The organism is Staphylococcus sp. HMSC055C03, assembly GCF_001809385.1.
GTDB lineage: Bacteria > Bacillota > Bacilli > Staphylococcales > Staphylococcaceae > Staphylococcus > Staphylococcus simulans.
In genome coordinates this window covers 197,314-213,203 of the sequence record NZ_KV797474.1, presented here as the reverse complement: position 1 = coordinate 213,203, position 15,890 = coordinate 197,314, and the positions used below count along the sequence as shown (strand labels likewise).

At 35.8% G+C, this 15,890-nt stretch carries 13 protein-coding genes; 7 read left to right on the top strand and 6 right to left on the bottom strand.

Translation table 11 applies throughout. From position 1 onward, the window contains the following. Positions 1-98: 98 nt before the first annotated feature. Complete coding sequence (locus tag HMPREF2603_RS01090; protein ID WP_060803619.1) at positions 99-773, top strand: response regulator transcription factor; 675 nt, start codon at positions 99-101, stop codon at positions 771-773. Next, positions 766-2,175 carry a sensor histidine kinase gene (locus HMPREF2603_RS01085; RefSeq protein ID WP_060803618.1) on the top strand — a complete coding sequence of 470 codons (1,410 nt, stop codon included), beginning with the start codon at positions 766-768 and terminating at the stop codon, positions 2,173-2,175. The genes HMPREF2603_RS01090 and HMPREF2603_RS01085 overlap by 8 nt, the downstream gene beginning before the upstream one ends. 57 nt (positions 2,176-2,232) lie before the next feature. Here HMPREF2603_RS01085 and mqo read toward each other — a convergent pair whose 3' ends face one another. Then, entirely contained in the window at positions 2,233-3,720 is a 1,488-nt protein-coding gene (mqo, locus tag HMPREF2603_RS01080) for a malate dehydrogenase (quinone) (protein WP_070501873.1), read from the bottom strand. A gap of 336 nt (positions 3,721-4,056) precedes the next feature. On the opposite strand from mqo, the gene HMPREF2603_RS01075 reads away from it, so the two are divergent. Beyond that, on the top strand, positions 4,057-5,214 hold the full coding sequence (locus HMPREF2603_RS01075; protein ID WP_002479703.1) for a glycosyltransferase: 1,158 nt from the start codon (positions 4,057-4,059) through the stop codon (positions 5,212-5,214). Positions 5,215-5,289: 75 nt separating this feature from the next. Here the strand turns inward: HMPREF2603_RS01075 and HMPREF2603_RS01070 are convergent, their stop codons facing one another. Continuing rightward, positions 5,290-6,891, bottom strand: a complete 1,602-nt coding sequence (locus HMPREF2603_RS01070; protein ID WP_002479704.1) for an L-lactate permease — start codon at positions 6,889-6,891, stop codon at positions 5,290-5,292. Between the two features lie 327 nt (positions 6,892-7,218). Between HMPREF2603_RS01070 and HMPREF2603_RS01065 the strand changes: the two genes are divergently transcribed. Then, positions 7,219-8,937: a CDP-glycerol glycerophosphotransferase family protein gene (locus HMPREF2603_RS01065; protein WP_070501871.1), complete on the top strand. Its 1,719-nt coding sequence runs from the start codon at positions 7,219-7,221 to the stop codon at positions 8,935-8,937. 95 nt (positions 8,938-9,032) lie between these two features. Here the strand turns inward: HMPREF2603_RS01065 and HMPREF2603_RS01060 are convergent, their stop codons facing one another. After that, the gene (locus tag HMPREF2603_RS01060; RefSeq protein WP_060803616.1) at positions 9,033-9,791 is read right to left on the bottom strand and encodes a hypothetical protein; all 759 of its coding nucleotides are present in this window, start codon (positions 9,789-9,791) and stop codon (positions 9,033-9,035) included. Positions 9,792-10,009: 218 nt separating this feature from the next. On the opposite strand from HMPREF2603_RS01060, the gene HMPREF2603_RS01055 reads away from it, so the two are divergent. Beyond that, a complete protein-coding gene (locus HMPREF2603_RS01055) occupies positions 10,010-11,002 on the top strand; it encodes an acrylyl-CoA reductase family protein (protein WP_070501869.1) in 993 nt (330 codons plus the stop codon). A 173-nt stretch (positions 11,003-11,175) separates the two neighbouring features. After that, on the top strand, positions 11,176-12,534 hold the full coding sequence (locus HMPREF2603_RS01050) for a glucose transporter GlcP (protein WP_060803614.1): 1,359 nt from the start codon (positions 11,176-11,178) through the stop codon (positions 12,532-12,534). Between the two features lie 57 nt (positions 12,535-12,591). Here HMPREF2603_RS01050 and HMPREF2603_RS01045 read toward each other — a convergent pair whose 3' ends face one another. From HMPREF2603_RS01045 to HMPREF2603_RS01035, 3 genes are all read right to left on the bottom strand, one after another. After that, positions 12,592-13,629: an NAD(P)/FAD-dependent oxidoreductase gene (locus HMPREF2603_RS01045; RefSeq protein WP_060803613.1), complete on the bottom strand. Its 1,038-nt coding sequence runs from the start codon at positions 13,627-13,629 to the stop codon at positions 12,592-12,594. Between the two features lie 157 nt (positions 13,630-13,786). After that, positions 13,787-14,227, bottom strand: a complete 441-nt coding sequence (locus HMPREF2603_RS01040) for a DUF2871 domain-containing protein (protein ID WP_060803612.1) — start codon at positions 14,225-14,227, stop codon at positions 13,787-13,789. A 93-nt stretch (positions 14,228-14,320) separates the two neighbouring features. Then, complete coding sequence (locus HMPREF2603_RS01035; RefSeq protein WP_002479711.1) at positions 14,321-14,767, bottom strand: MarR family winged helix-turn-helix transcriptional regulator; 447 nt, start codon at positions 14,765-14,767, stop codon at positions 14,321-14,323. Between the two features lie 163 nt (positions 14,768-14,930). On the opposite strand from HMPREF2603_RS01035, the gene HMPREF2603_RS01030 reads away from it, so the two are divergent. After that, complete coding sequence (locus tag HMPREF2603_RS01030) at positions 14,931-15,866, top strand: magnesium transporter CorA family protein (RefSeq protein ID WP_002479712.1); 936 nt, start codon at positions 14,931-14,933, stop codon at positions 15,864-15,866. Positions 15,867-15,890: the final 24 nt, after the last annotated feature.

Sequence of the window (15,890 nt, the reverse complement as noted above, 5' to 3'; positions counted from 1 at the left end):
AATATGAACAAACCGAAACTTTTGTTCATTTGATATATTTGTGTCACTCAGTTACTGAAAGGTATAATTAATCTAAATGATTACTAGGAGTGATAAGGATGACAACATGTCTCATTGTCGATGATGATTATCAAATCCTTCATTATGTATCTTCCTATTTAGAACGTGAAGGTTTTAAAACATCCACGCATTCCAATGCGCGTGATGCCTTAAACTATTTAGAAACACATCAAGCTGATATTGCGATTGTCGACATTATGATGGATGGCATGGATGGCTTTGAATTATGTAATGAAATAAAAGCTTCTTATGAAATGCCGGTCATTATGTTGACCGCACGTGATGCTTTAAGTGATAAAGAAGAAGCTTATTTAACGGGTACTGATGACTATGTAACCAAACCTTTTGAAGTACAAGAACTCATCTTCCGGATCAAAGCTGTTTTAAGACGCTATCAAATTAATGCGGAAAATGAATTAACCATCGGTAACTTAAAACTGAACCAATCTTATTTAGAAATTGCTTGTGATACAAAAACAATGACCTTACCGAATAAGGAATTTAACTTACTCTTCTTATTAGCAAGTCATGAGAAACAAGTTTTTTCACGAGAAGAATGTATTGATCGTGTATGGGGATTTGATTATGAAGGGGATGACCGTACGGTTGATGTGCATATCAGACGCTTACGTAACCGTTTAAAGAAAATCGGCAGTAATGTCACGATTGAAACGGTCAGAGGCTTAGGTTATAAGGTGGAAGTTCATGTTTAAATCACTTTATACACGGATTGCAGTCTACACGATTGTCATTTTATTACTCAGCGCTGTCGCAAGTTTTATTTTGACCAATGTTTTGTATCACGTTGCTTTGAAACCCTCAAATGACCATAAGATTATGACCACCTTACAAGAAGCTAAAAAGTACCAAAAAGAATCCCATACAACTAATATGAAAGCCTACTTCAAACATTTAAGCGAACTGAACTTCCAGCTTGTCACCGTCGATCAAAAAGGTCATAAAACTTTTTATGGCGCAAGTTTCAGACGCGATACACTGACTCAAGAGACCATTGATAGTGTATTGAAAGGACATAATTATCACGGAATTAAAAACCATCCCTACCAACTCTTTGTGACAGGTTTCTTTGATAATGAAACCAACAATACTGTCGGCACACGTTTTAAGACACCAGAAGGTAATGTAGCGGTGTTTATGCGTCCTGATATCGGTAAATCATTCAGTGAGTTCCGTGTGTTCTTAGCAGTATTAATTGTGTTATTACTCATTATTGCGATGGTACTGATTATCAGTTCAACTTACACGTTAATCAAACCAATTACACAACTTAAAAATGCAACTAATCGTTTGATGGAGGGTGACTTTAGCACACCGATAGAAACGACACGTCATGATGAGCTAGGTACGCTCCAATATCGTTTCGAACAAATGCGTGTGTCACTTAAACAACTTGATGACATGCGTCAGCACTTTGTTCAAAATGTTTCGCATGAAATCAAAACACCTTTAACGCATATCCATCAGCTGTTAGATCGTCTCAGTCAAGCGAAAGACGACGAAACGAGACAGTATTATATAGATGAAATCCATGCGACAACGAGTCGTCTTAGTAATTTAACGCGAGCATTGTTATTGCTTGCAGAGTTAGATAACAACGACCACTTAGATTATGACGATGACGTTGAAATTACTCAGATGCTGCGTTTAATGGTGCGTCACGAACAATATGCGATTGACGCCAAAGACTTATTAATTATGACTGATCTTGAACCAATTACAGTCAAAGGTAACTATCGTCTGCTTTATCAGGCATTTCATAATATATTGACCAACGCAATTAAATATACTAAACAAGAAGGCAGTATTGATATAGATGTATTCTCTGAAAATAATACAACTATGATTTGTCGTATTACAGATGATGGTCCAGGTATGTCAGAGGATGTACAAGCTCATCTTTTCGAACGTTTCTATAAAGGAAATTCTTCTGCGACAAGCAATGGCTTAGGTCTAGCCATCGCACAAATGATTATGCGTTTGCATGGTGGAGACATTAAAGTGGAAAGTACTCTAGGTGAAGGCAGTACCTTTATTTTAAGCATGCCGTTATCACAAGCAGATAACACACCTACTTTGGAACCATTAAATCAATAAAAAACAAAAAGCGCTTCAGCATCAGAATTAAATCTGACTGAAGCGCTATTTTATGGCTTATTTTTGATTATTTAATTTCAAATAATGTTCAACATCCGCTTTAACTTCTTTATATAACTCTGGGTTTTCAGCAAGTTTTTGACCGAATGATGGAATCATTTCTTTAATTTTTGTTTCCCACTCTGGGAATTCATGTTTATAGCTGCGTTGTAAAATATCTAACATTACATCCACCGCTGCAGAAGCACCTGGTGATGCGCCAAGTAATGCGGCAAGCGAACCGTCTTCAGAACAAATAACTTCTGTACCGAATTGTAATGTACCTTTACCTTTGTCTGTATCTTTGATGACTTGAACACGTTGGCCTGCTACGACAATATCCCAATCTTCTTTCTTCGCATTCGGGATAAATTCACGTAACTCTTCAATACGTTCATCATCTGACAACATTAATTGTGAAATCAGATATTGTGTTAATTTCATTTCTTTCGCACCTGCAGATAACATCGTCAATAAGTTGTTTGGTTTAACTGACTTGAATAAGTCCATGTTTGAACCTGTTTTTAAGAACTTAGGTGAGAATCCTGCAAATGGACCGAATAATAATGATTGTTTACCGTCAATATAACGTGTATCTAAATGCGGTACTGACATCGGCGGTGCGCCTACTTTAGCTTTACCGTACACTTTCGCATTATGTTGACTTACAATTTCAGGATCTTGGCAGACTAAGAATAAACCGCTGACTGGGAATCCGCCGATATGTTTCGATTCTGGCAGATGTGTTTTTTGAAGCAGTGGCAAGCTAGCGCCTCCAGCTCCGATAAATACAAAGTCAGTAATATAAGTTGTTGTTTCTTCTGTTTTTAAGTCTTTCACTTTAACTTTCCAAGTACCATCTTTACGTTGTTTTAAGTCTGTAACTTGATGCTCATACTCTACATCGACTTGGTTTTGTTGTAAGAAGTCAAATAGTTTTTGTGTTAAAGCACCAAAGTTAACATCTGTACCTGTCTCATCACGGCTGACTGCAACTGGAATATTGTTATTTCTGCCTTCCATCATTAAAGGCAACCATTTTTCAATTTGGCTTTTATCTTCTGTCATTGTCATTTCATTAAATAATGCATTTTCTTTCAATGCTTTGACACGACGTCTTAAGAAATCTACATTACGCACACCGATACAGAAACTCATATGCGGTACCGTATGAATAAATGCTTCTGGCTGTGTCAAATTACCGTGTTTTACTAAATAAGACCAGAATTCTTTAGAAACTTGGAACTGTTCATTAATTTTTAAGGCTTTAGAAATATCCAAAGAACCGTCAGGCATTTCTTTCGTATAGTTCATTTCGCATAGTGCAGAATGCCCTGTTCCCGCATTATTCCATGCATTTGAACTTTCTTGTGCAGATGCGTCCAACTTCTCAAATACTTTAATTTCTTTTTCTGGTGCAACTTTCTTTAGTAATGTACCCAATGTCGCACTCATGATTCCGCCACCAATTAAGATGACATCTGTTTTGCTATGTTGTGAACTCATAACAAATACAGCCCCCTTTTTCATAATGAAGATGACACCTTCTTAAGTATGTCGTTCTCTTCTCTCAACCCTCTCTTGAGAAAGCGCTTAATTAAACACTTAAAAAATAACACACCTAAGTCATGCCTGGATATTGTTGCTAAATGATTTCGTTCTATTCCTTTATTATATACATAAACAGATTAAGACAAAAGGGGGAAGGTGCTTAAACACGAAAATACGATTCATTTTGTTTTAAGTGCAGGTTAAAAATATATTGCAAAGCATGTACCTTTGTATTGCATAGTTTGAATTATGCTATAATTAAACAGAAATATACAGGAGGGGTGACACCACGTGAAATCTATCACTTTTTTAATGCACAACATTTATTCAATGGGCGGTACTGTCAAGGCCGTAACACAACTCGCAAATGTGTTGGCAGTGAAAGGTCATAAAGTGGAAATTATATCAGTTTTCAAAGGAAGTAAAGCACCTTATTTCAAACTGCATCAAGATATAGAAGTCAAAGCATTGGTCGATTATAATTTAAAACCTCATAACTTAGTAGATATCTTGATGAATCGTCTACGTAAATGGACACCATTCCTCAAGCCGCAACTGATCACTCAAAATGAACCTGGCTTATCGCAATTTTCAAGTCATGTTGAAAAGAAAATCGTTCATGCGATTCAACATGTAGAAACAGATGTGTTAGTCGGTACACGTGCCAGCTATAATTTGCTGCTTGCAGATTATGCACCTGACCACGTCCTAACTGTCGGCATGGAACATATGAACTGGGAAGCTTACACTAAGAGTTATCAACAAGAAATTAAATCTGCTTATGAACGCTTAAATCGTATTACAGTCTTAACGGATGCTGATCGCAAAGCATTCAAATCAATCATTGACACCCCTGTCTATGTCGTTCCAAATATGATGAATGAACCTCGTATTGAAATTCCAAAGAAACCGCAAATTATTGCGGCCGGAAGATTAGAATATGAAAAAGGTTTCGATCTTTTATTACGCAGTGTAGAAATGATTCAAGACAGTTTACGTGAAATGAATTTCACTGTACATATCTATGGTGATGGTCAACAAAAACATGATCTCGAAGAATTCATTTCACAACATCAATTAAAAGATATTGTACAGTTGCATCCTGCTACATTGCATCTGCCATTACGTTTGGCTGAAAGTATGATTACAGTAGTACCATCTCGTAATGAAGGGTTTGGTTTAGTCATTTTAGAAGCCATGAATCAAGGCAGCATCGTAATCAGCTTTAAAGGTAATACAGGACCTGAAACTTTAATTCAATCTAACCAAAATGGATTCCTGGCTGAGTACCAAAATATATCTTCCCTTTCAGAACACATTTTAAATGTAATGTCTGCACCACCTTCTGAACAAGGAAAGATTATCGAAAATGCTTTTGCGACTGTTGAAACTTATTCAGCAGATAGTGTCTATCAAGATTTTGCGAAAGCATTAGAAACATCTGAATAATTAGTTATTGTGATAAATATAGAAGCGGAGCCGAAATAATTTCGGCTCCGCTTCTTTTATTTTCATTGTTACCTATTACAAAATTAAAGATAAGATTAATGTCCAGATACAGATGAAGATTAACATGCCTACACTATATCGTAATGACATTTTTAAGAGTTCAGACTCTTTACCTACTTGTTTAACGGCTGCTGTCGCAATCGCAATAGATTGTGGAGAAATAATTTTTGCTGCTACCCCACCTACTGTATTTGCTGCAACTAATAAGCCGCCGCTAACGCCAATTTGACTAGCAACTGAAGCTTGAATTGGTGTGAACAATGAGTTGTTATTAACTACTGAACCTGTCATGAATACACCGATCCAACCTAATACTGGTGAGAATAATGGGAAGATACCGCCTGCTTTAGAAATACCTTGTCCCATTGCAGCACTTAAACCGCCATAAGTTGTTAATTTTGAAACAGCTAAGATGAAACAGATTGTGACAACTGAAATCCATAATTCTTTAAATGTTTCACCTAATAAACTAAATGCATCTTTAAAGCCAGTTGTTTTAGATAATAATACAGTAATAATAATTGTTAATAAAATTGCTGTACCTGTATAACCTAAGATATTCAAGTTCAACACAATAGCTTTTTTAGTCACTTCACTATAAGTACCTGGCACTGTAAATTTAGCTGCTAAGAAGCTTAATGGTTTGCCCGGTAAGAATAAGCCTTTAAAGAATGGCATACTCCAAAACATAATTAAGATTGTCAAAATGTAGAATGGACTCCATGCATACATAATTTGTTTAAAGTTTAATTTTTGTGTAACCGGTGGTTTCACGTTTTCGTCAATACGGAAGATATGTTTCGGCTGCATTTTACGACTCATAATAGCTAAAGCACCCATTGCTGCTAAAGGTGGTAACACGTCTGCTAACTCTGGACCTTGGAAGAATGTTAACACACCTTGGAAACCAGCATATACCACTGAAACCGTTAAGATAAATGGTAGTGTTTCTTTAATACCTTTGAAACCATCAATGATAAAGACAATTAAAAACGGAACAAAGAAGTTGATGAATACTAAAGTTAATGTTGAATAAGTTGAAACTTCATGTGCAGTAATACCGCCATGTAAATTCAAAGTATCAATAACGGCAACAGGTAAACCAATAGCCCCGAATGCTCCTGCTGCTGAGTTAGCGACCAAACATAACATCGCTGCTTGTAATGGTTTAAAACCAAGATAAATTAATAAAATCGCACAGATTGCAATCGGTACACCGAAACCTGCAACCCCTTCTAAGAACGCGTTAAAACAAAAACCGATTAACAATAATTGCACACGTTGGTCTTGAGAGATTGTAGCGATACTATCTTGAATCATACTGAACTGACCAGTTTTTGTTGAGAGTTTATAAAGCCAAACTGCCATAATAACGATATAACCAATTGGGAACCAACCTTGGAAGAATCCCTCGATAACCGCCCCAGTGGCCATCGCTCCAGGAAGTTTAAAGATAAATACTGCAACAACCATTGTGATGATTAATGTTGTTAATGCAGCATAAATTCCTTTCATTTTGAAGATTGTCAAACATAGCAAGAATAAGATAATTGGCACACCTGCTACGAGACTTGAAATAAGTAAATTGTGGAATGGATCAAATGAAGATACTAACATTTCTGTCGCTTCTTTCTGTAGTTTATTTTGTGTTTATATTTATTTGCAAAATCAAATTTAGTCTTGTGATTTATTTCACATATAATATAACACGATTTATGGAGCTGTTCAATTAGTTTTTCGTAATTTTTTCAAACTGTTTTTTGCTTGGAAACCCTTACATACCAATGTATTCGCTTACATCATAAAATGTTATGAATCATCTGTATTAGTCAAAATTTAAATTATAATAGTACAGTTTAATTAATAACGTATACGTCTTGTCATTCACAGTTTGCAGTCAAAATGTTAAAATATAGTTTAATATAATCAAACTGAGGTCATAATATGAAAATATTAACAACAGAATATCAATCAAATGAAAAAATGCGCATTAACCTTCAAGAAGCCTTAGCTAAAGGTTACACGCATTTTATTCCTTCTGATTTAAATATAGATATTTATCCTGATCAATTAGAAGCATTGAAACACCATGAAACACAAAACTCAATCGTTGTTGACTACACCATCGATCAGTACTATCAAAATGACTGTCGCTATTTTGGAGATCAGACAATCAACTTTAATACTTGGATGAATAATATTAATCACTTTCCTAATCTTATTTTCAGTATTCAGCAAGTATTAGACGTTATAGATGAAGTACACTGTGAAACGGCTTTTGATTTAGCAATTGGCCTGTTATTAAATCAAAACGTAGAAACAAATGGTCACGTAATCTTTGATTTTAAACATACAATCCGTACTTCCCAAACATTCTATCAAAGTATTAAACAACATGAATATAACGCAATTACACAATTTAATTTAAATAAATTAGCTTACTTACATCATCAAAAACCACCGTTTAAGTTCCGCAATTTAGCTTTACCTGAGCCTGAACGATTTGTCGATTCACTACTTTGGAAGACACATTTTATGTTGCCGCACTTTATAACACGTTCAGTACTCAGTCGCAGTATTGAAAAGCATCAAAGCATGAGCAATATTTATGAAAAACAAGCAGTGGAATTAAACGGTGCTGTCATTTTCTTAGGATTTGATTATGGCTTTAGAGGCAACTCTCGCTATTTATTTAATTATTTTGCTAAGCATTACTCTAAATATCCTGCTTTCTTTATCACAAATGATGCCACAGGCCCGCACTTTGTATCACCAGAACATGAAGAAGCACAAGAACTAATTGAAAACGCGGAAGTTGTCGTCGCTGAAAGTTATATACCCGATCACATCAAACCGAACGGTACAATCATTCAATTGTGGCATGGCACGCCTTTAAAACAGTTATTCTTAGACAGCTCAGAACCTTATCAAAATAAAGAAATTTATAATTATCGTGCACGAAAATACAACAAGTGGCTACATCAAAATTACTTTATATGCGATAGTTCTCATGCAGCTGATTTGTTTAAATCAGCCTTCCCGATGCAATATACAGAAGTTGTCGCATGCGGTTACCCACGTGTCCGATACTTATTAGATAAATATAAAGAACAAACTTATGTTCAATATATGAAACAACAACTTAAATTAGACCCTAACAAACCGACGTTACTTTACTTGCCGACATGGAAAACAGATCCACAACCAAACGATATGTTACCACTTTCTGAGTCATTGCTTGATCATTATAATGTGATTTATCGTGGCCATATCGAAAGTAAAGAAGCTGAAACACAATTACCGCAAGCAGTCATTCAACCTGCTGCTCAAATTGAGACACAAGATTTATTACTTGCTTGTGATGTATTAGTCAGTGACTATTCGTCAGTTGTCTTTGATGCATTAACTATTGATAAAACCGTTGCGCTTTATACTCCAAACCTTGAACACTATCAAACAGAACGCGGTTTATACCTAGAAGTTTGGCAAGACTTTGATAAAGTCACGTATCAAGATGCTGAATCATTAACCAAAGCACTCATAAACCAAGAAATTCCTTATATTGCAAGTGCATATATTAATCGAGATAATCATTCATTTGAAACTATCGCAAGCTTGATTGTGCAACATTTACCTAAACGTCAAAAAAGACGTAAAAACTAAAAAATAATATTAAAAAGGCTCAGCATATTTTGTGCTGAGCCTTTTGCATGATTATCTTATGTTCCAATTATTTGAACTTAAAACTAAATACTATATTATTGACCTGCTTGATATGCTGGATCTAAAATTGCTGCTTTACCTTGTTGGTCGACTCTAACTAATGCATATGTGCCAGGTTGTGCTTGATTTGCGAAACTGAACACATAAGAATAGCTGCCGTCACCATTATCTTGTACGCCAAAGTCATTGTAAGGGTTAGATTGACCATTTAAGTTGTTGATTTCATTTTGTGCAGTTTGTAGTGATTGCGGGAAGTTCGGCAATACTTTTAAAGTAGATTGATCTACTGGTGCTTTACCAATTGTACGTGCTGCAGGTGCTGTATTTTGACCTTGATAAGGTGCTACATAACCTGTTTGATTTGTACCTTGGTTTGATGCTTGGTTAGCATTTGTTTGATTTGATGTTTGCTGTGTTGCTTGTTGGTTATTGTTGCTATTTTGACCATCATTGGCACCTGATGTTTGAGAAGCTTGTTGATTGTTATTTGATTGTTCAGAAGTCGCATTTTGATTGCTGTCATTGTTTTGCGCATCTGTTGATTGTGACTCGTCTTGTTGCGCTTTGTCATTGCTTTGTTCATCATTTGCTTGTTCATTGTTTTCTTTTTCTTTATTGCTGTCTTTATCTTTGCTGCTTTCGTTGTCTTTGTTCTTTTCTTTGTCTTGATTAGATTTGCTTTCTTGTGTTGTTTGATCTTTGTCTTTGTTGTCTTCCTCTTTCTTGCTGTCATCATTTCCACAAGCTGCTAGCACTAAAGATAGCGTTAAAACGCTGGCAAATAACTTTTTCATTCTGTTCTCCTCCTTGAGTGGCTTTCAATCTTTTAAATGTATTATCCCTTAACTTATACACTTCCATTATATTCTATAAACATCAAAATTGTAAAAATTCTTTTAAGAAAATATTATTATGACAGATATTTATCATTTAGCTACAGCAACCTGTTTGTTGTTCTGGCTACTTCGTGATACTATCGCTTTAGTTTATTTATTTGAAAGGGTTGATAAAGATGCCTGAGACATTTAAAGCATATTATGCAGAAAAAGAAGGCAAAGAAATCCATACTGAACTTAAAGATTTACCCATGGATACAATAGATGAAGGAAATGTATTAATCAAAGTTACTTACTCCAGCATCAACTATAAAGATGCGCTAGCAGCTAAAAAAGGTGCGGGAGTCGTTAAAAACTATCCGATTATTCCAGGTATAGATTTAGCAGGTACAGTTGTAGAGTCTGAGACTTCTACTTATAAAGAAGGCGATCAAGTTATTGTGACAAGCTATGATCTAGGTGTATCTCATCATGGAGGACTTAGTGAATACGCACGTGTCAAAGAAGAATGGATTGTACCGCTTCCTAAAGACTTAACATTAGAAGAAGCCATGATTTACGGTACTGCGGGCTATACTGCAGCATTAGCCATCCAAAAATTAGAAGACAACGGCTTAACAGTAGAAGGTTCACCTGTACTGGTACGTGGCGCCAGTGGCGGTGTCGGCAGTTTAGCTGTCATGATGCTAAGTAATATCGGTTATAAAGTCATCGCAAGCACAGGCAATAAACAAAATGCAGATTACTTAAAATCTATCGGCGCAACAGATGTGGTCCCACGTGTCGAAGATACCTCAGACAAACCATTAGACAAAAGAGAATGGCAAGCAGTGATTGATCCTGTCGGCGGCAAACATGTCGGTGACATTGTAAAACGCCTACAAAATAGAGGCAGTATTGCGTTAATCGGCAATACAGCAGGTCTGGCATTTGAGACGAAGGTCTTACCATTCATTTTACGTGGTAACAGTATTTTAGGTGTGGATTCAGCAGAAACACCTATGAAAGTCCGCAAACAAATTTGGCGCAGATTAGCTACTGACTTAAAACCAGAAGCACTGCACTCTATTAAACAAGTCATTGATTTCAATGACGTGCCAGAAGCAATGGATAATTTATTAAATAATCATAGTGCTGGTCGTTATCTCGTGAAGATTAACGAAAAATAATTTAAATACTCAATCAGACAACTCTTAATTTGGAGTTGTCTTTTTTTACTAAAATGGTAATTACATTTAATTCTATTTTGCTTTATTGTACTAATGGAAATATATTGATATTTACTTTAATTTTATGAAAGCGTATACTGAATTTACGATAAAAATAACCAGGAGGACTCATAATGAGTAAAACGTTTAACAAAAACCTCATCTTTTTCATTGGTGCACTAGGCGGATTACTATATGGCTATGATATGGGTATTATTTCAGGTGCCCTGCTTTATATTCCAGATGAAATCCCGCTAAACGGTACCACACAAGGACTTGTCGTTTCATCAATGTTGATTGGCGCAATCTTCGGTTCAGGTTTAAGTGGACCTTCATCAGATAAATTAGGTCGACGTCGCGTCGTCTTTATTATCGCAATTATTTACATAGTAGGTGCATTAGCTCTAGCACTTGCGCCTAACTTAACTATGTTAGTCATCGGTCGTTTAGTAATTGGTTTAGCAGTCGGCGGTTCAACAGCTATTGTGCCAGTTTATCTATCCGAAATGGCACCGACAGAATCACGTGGTTCTTTAAGTTCATTAAACCAATTAATGATTACAATCGGTATTTTAGCATCATACTTAACAAGTTACGCTTTCGCAGGTGTCGAAGGCTGGAGATGGATGTTAGGACTTGCGGTTGTCCCTTCTGTCATCTTATTAGTCGGTGTTATCTTTATGCCGGAAAGTCCAAGATGGCTGCTTGAACATCGCGGTGAAAATGCGGCACGTAAAGTAATGGCTTTAACGTTCCCTAAAAATGAGATTGATCATGAAATCTCAGAAATGAAAGAAATCAATGCGATTTCAGAAAGTACATGGAAAGTATTAAACTCACCATGGTTACGTCCAACGATTATCATCGGTTGTGTCTTCGCATTGTTCCAACAAATCATCGGTATTAACGCAATTATTTACTACGCACCGACTATTTTTGTTAAAGCAGGTTTAGGTGACTCTGCTTCTATCTTAGGTTCAGTCGGTATCGGTACAGTCAACGTACTTGTGACAATTGTAGCGATTATGATTATTGATAAAGTAGACCGTAAGAAATTATTAATTATCGGTAATATCGGTATGGTCGCATCATTAGTCATTATGGCATTACTGATTTGGATGATGGGTATTCAATCAGCAGCTTGGATCAGCATTGTTTGTCTTACAATCTTTATTATTTTCTTCGGCTTCTCTTGGGGCCCTGTACTTTGGGTAATGTTGCCGGAATTATTCCCAATGCGTGCACGTGGTGCCGCAACAGGAATCGCTGCTTTAACACTTTCAATCGGAAGTTTAGCAGTCGCACAATTCTTCCCAATGTTAACTGATGTCTTACCAACACATGGTGTCTTCTTAATCTTCGCCGTAATTGGTGTATTTGCTTTATTCTTCGTAGCAAAATACTTACCAGAAACTCGCGGACGCAGCTTAGAAGAAATTGAAGCAGAATTACGTGAACGTACTTCAGCTACAACACCAGATTTAAATAAATAGATATAAACATTTAAAGGGATGTCCTCTCACGTTCGAGAAGACATCCCTTTTCTACTGTTATGATTCATTATATTGTTTAATAATTTCTTTGTTTTCTTCTTTAAATGCCTCATTATGACTTGAGACATAGCCTTCTTTCTCTGCCTCAGGTTCAATATATTGTTTTGCGAGGTTTGCGGCGTTCCCTGCATCACTGAAGGCACTCGCAATCAAGTGTGCTTTGGCATCATGATGAATAATATCACCACAAGCGAAAATACCCGCTTCACTCGTTTGTGCGTTACCTTGTCCTTTAATTTGATAATCATTCATCATTTCTAGTTTTGTTGAAGCATCTTCTAACAATGGATTTTCAATATCAAAGCCATGACTGATAATGACATCATCGACTTCTAAAGTTTCCGCTTCTCCTGTCGCACTATTTTCAATGACTACTGAAGCAATATTTTCTTGTGCTTCATCCCCGATCAACGCAGTGATTTGACTATTTGGATGTTGAATTACACCAAATGTTGCGAGCTTATCTTGCATCGCTTCAAAGCCTTTTAACTGATCCTTACGATATATCAAATGCACACTTTCTGCATAAGGCGCTATTTCACACGCCCAATCTATCGCAGAATTGCCAGAGCCGGAAATTAATACACGTTTATTTCTAAAGCGTGATAATTTTTGTACAACATAATGCAAGTTTGAGATTTGATAACGACTCGCATCTTTAATATCTAAGGGTTTTGGATGGATAATTCCTCCACCAATAGCAATAATGACTGCTTTAGATTCATATACATTGCCTTGATCTGTTGTCACTTCAAAATGACGTTCTGCAACTTTATGAATATCCATCACACGCTCTTGTAAGCGTACTTCTGGATTGAAATGCAGGCCTTGATCAATAATATCTTTCGTAATTTCAAAACAAGGTTTCGGTGCGACACCACCGATATCCCAAATGATTTTTTCAGGATATAAACACATCTTGCCACCTAACTCTTGTTGTACATCTATTAAACGCACACTCATGCCGCGCATACCTGCATAAAAACTTGCGTATAAACCGGCAGGTCCTCCGCCGATAATAGTTAAATCTTTCATAGTTATGCTTGCCTCCTAGTTTTTCTCTGTGCTGCATAATCATTAATTGAAAATTGTTCTCACTTATATTTTACATGATTTAGTTGTATGAGGAAAACTTTAGCTATTAAAAAAAGAGACACAACACAAATAGTCGTATCTCTTTTAAAAATAAAGGTTAAAGTTTTTTATTTTGGTTGGTTTGTCCTTCAATAGGATGTGTTAAAATTGCTTTTTTCAATAGGAAGAACAAGATAATAAAGCCGGCTGATAACGTCATGTGACCTAGTCCTGCAATTCCAGCAATACCTGGTGAAACACTTGCGCCAGTCACTTGCATTGTCCCTTTAATGCCTTGTAGTGCGACTGTCACAATCAAGCCGATATTATAAACATAATAGAACCAGTTAAATAAGTAGTATTTACTAATTGAGAACAGTTTTTCAAAGACTAATAAGATTAGGAATATAAACATACCAAGCATTAGTATGTGTGTATGCACAATCGCAAGTTGTGTTTTGCCTGTAAACTCAAAGGCTTTTGTCAATTCACGATAATAAACACCTGATAATAAGCCTATAATTGTATAAGTTAAAAATGTATACAGAATTCTACGCATACCTAAAAACCCTCCTTTTTGCATCACTCATTATTATAACTGACAGCAACGCTTTCAGAAAGTATCGCGTTATTATTCACGAATTATACACAACTAGAATTCTTTATCTTCTTCATTTAAGGTATTTAGATTATCTTTCATTTTAAATAATATCTCTTTTAATGCCGCTTGGTCAGCTTTTGGAATGTCTAAAAATAAAGTAGATTCCACTTCATCTAAGATTTCAATAATTTCTCTGACATCTTTTTTTGCGACTGCAGTTAAGACGACATCTTTTTTACGTGTATCATTTTTATCACTGATACGTTCTATTAAGTTTTTATTTTCTAAACTTCTCAATGCGCTGCTCACTGTTGGGCCTTTACGATTAAAAATATGAATTAAATCATTTTGCGGAATGACGCCTGTGTCACTTTCAAAAATATAACGTAACGTTTGCGCTTGTTCTAACGTAATATCGTATACACCTAACAATTGGTCAGCTTTTACTTTCATTTCATTTGTAATCATACGTAATAAGTATTGGATTGTCGTTGCCATGTGTCGCATCTCTCCTTATTTAGACTACACAAATCATTAAATTATGGTACTATAATTAAGCACATATCAAATAAATCGAGCAAAGCGTTCTCTATAGTTTTAACTTAAACGATAGATGTTAAACCTTGCATGTTTGATTTACACACAGAAAGGAAGCTTCAGAATGATTACAGCTTATAAACATAATGTTCATCAAGATATACATACCACTTCCTTAGAGGAAGCTTTATGGATTAATATTACCGAGCCCTCGAGAGAAGAAGTAGAATCTTTGATTGAGCGCTTTAATATTCCAGAAGACTTCTTAAAAGACCCCTTGGATGCAGATGAAAGCGCACGTGTCGAATTTGATGACGAAACAGGTTATTCTTTAATCATCATCGACTTTCCAATCGTCAATAATACGAACAATAAAATTATTTCGTTTATGACAATTCCACTGGGTATTATTATCGGACACAGACGCATTATGACGATTTGCGATCATGAAGTTGATTTCTTAGATCACTTTGCGAAATCTAGTCAAAATCTGCATTATCGCAGTCAATTTGCGTTGAATATCTTATTAACCATTTCAAACCACTACAACCGTAATTTGCGTTTATTGAATAAATCAAGATTACGCATCGAACGTGAATTGAAGAAAAAAGTAACGAACAAACAACTTTATAACTTGATGGAAGTTGAAAAGAGTTTAGTTTATTTCTTAGCTGCATTGAAAGGTAATGAAGATGTCTTCAATAAACTTTTCAAACTGCCGCCGATTAAACGTTTCGAAGAAGATGAAGACTTGATTGAAGACTTATTTGTCGAAACAAACCAAGCCATTGAAACAACAGAGTTGCATACACGTATCTTAGAAAGTATCACGACTTCATATGAATCTCTGCTTTCAAATGATATGAACAATATCATGAAGACTTTAACACTCTTTACAGTCTTCTTGACGTTACCGACTTTAGTATTCAGTTTCTTCGGTATGAACGTACCGCTTCCGCTTAACGATCATAGCCCGACTTCTTGGATTGCGACACTCGGTATCTCTATGATTATCGTTGCGATTGTCTTTTTACTTTTATGGCGCAAAGGCAAAATCTGACCTAGTTTCAAACTAAAAGATAGA

What these genes read in the sequence shown, in the direction of transcription:
- mqo (WP_070501873.1), bottom strand. Translation starts at nt 3,720, where the DNA reads ATGAGTTCACAACATAGCAAAACAGATGTCATCTTAATTGGTGGCGGA.
- HMPREF2603_RS01055 (WP_070501869.1), top strand. Translation starts at nt 10,010, where the DNA reads ATGCCTGAGACATTTAAAGCATATTATGCAGAAAAAGAAGGCAAAGAA.
- HMPREF2603_RS01045 (WP_060803613.1), bottom strand. Translation starts at nt 13,629, where the DNA reads ATGAAAGATTTAACTATTATCGGCGGAGGACCTGCCGGTTTATACGCA.
- HMPREF2603_RS01040 (WP_060803612.1), bottom strand. Translation starts at nt 14,227, where the DNA reads ATGCGTAGAATTCTGTATACATTTTTAACTTATACAATTATAGGCTTA.
- HMPREF2603_RS01035 (WP_002479711.1), bottom strand. Translation starts at nt 14,767, where the DNA reads ATGGCAACGACAATCCAATACTTATTACGTATGATTACAAATGAAATG.
- HMPREF2603_RS01070 (WP_002479704.1), bottom strand. Translation starts at nt 6,891, where the DNA reads ATGTTAGTATCTTCATTTGATCCATTCCACAATTTACTTATTTCAAGT.
- HMPREF2603_RS01030 (WP_002479712.1), top strand. Translation starts at nt 14,931, where the DNA reads ATGATTACAGCTTATAAACATAATGTTCATCAAGATATACATACCACT.
- HMPREF2603_RS01085 (WP_060803618.1), top strand. Translation starts at nt 766, where the DNA reads ATGTTTAAATCACTTTATACACGGATTGCAGTCTACACGATTGTCATT.
- HMPREF2603_RS01060 (WP_060803616.1), bottom strand. Translation starts at nt 9,791, where the DNA reads ATGAAAAAGTTATTTGCCAGCGTTTTAACGCTATCTTTAGTGCTAGCA.
- HMPREF2603_RS01050 (WP_060803614.1), top strand. Translation starts at nt 11,176, where the DNA reads ATGAGTAAAACGTTTAACAAAAACCTCATCTTTTTCATTGGTGCACTA.
- HMPREF2603_RS01065 (WP_070501871.1), top strand. Translation starts at nt 7,219, where the DNA reads ATGAAAATATTAACAACAGAATATCAATCAAATGAAAAAATGCGCATT.
- HMPREF2603_RS01090 (WP_060803619.1), top strand. Translation starts at nt 99, where the DNA reads ATGACAACATGTCTCATTGTCGATGATGATTATCAAATCCTTCATTAT.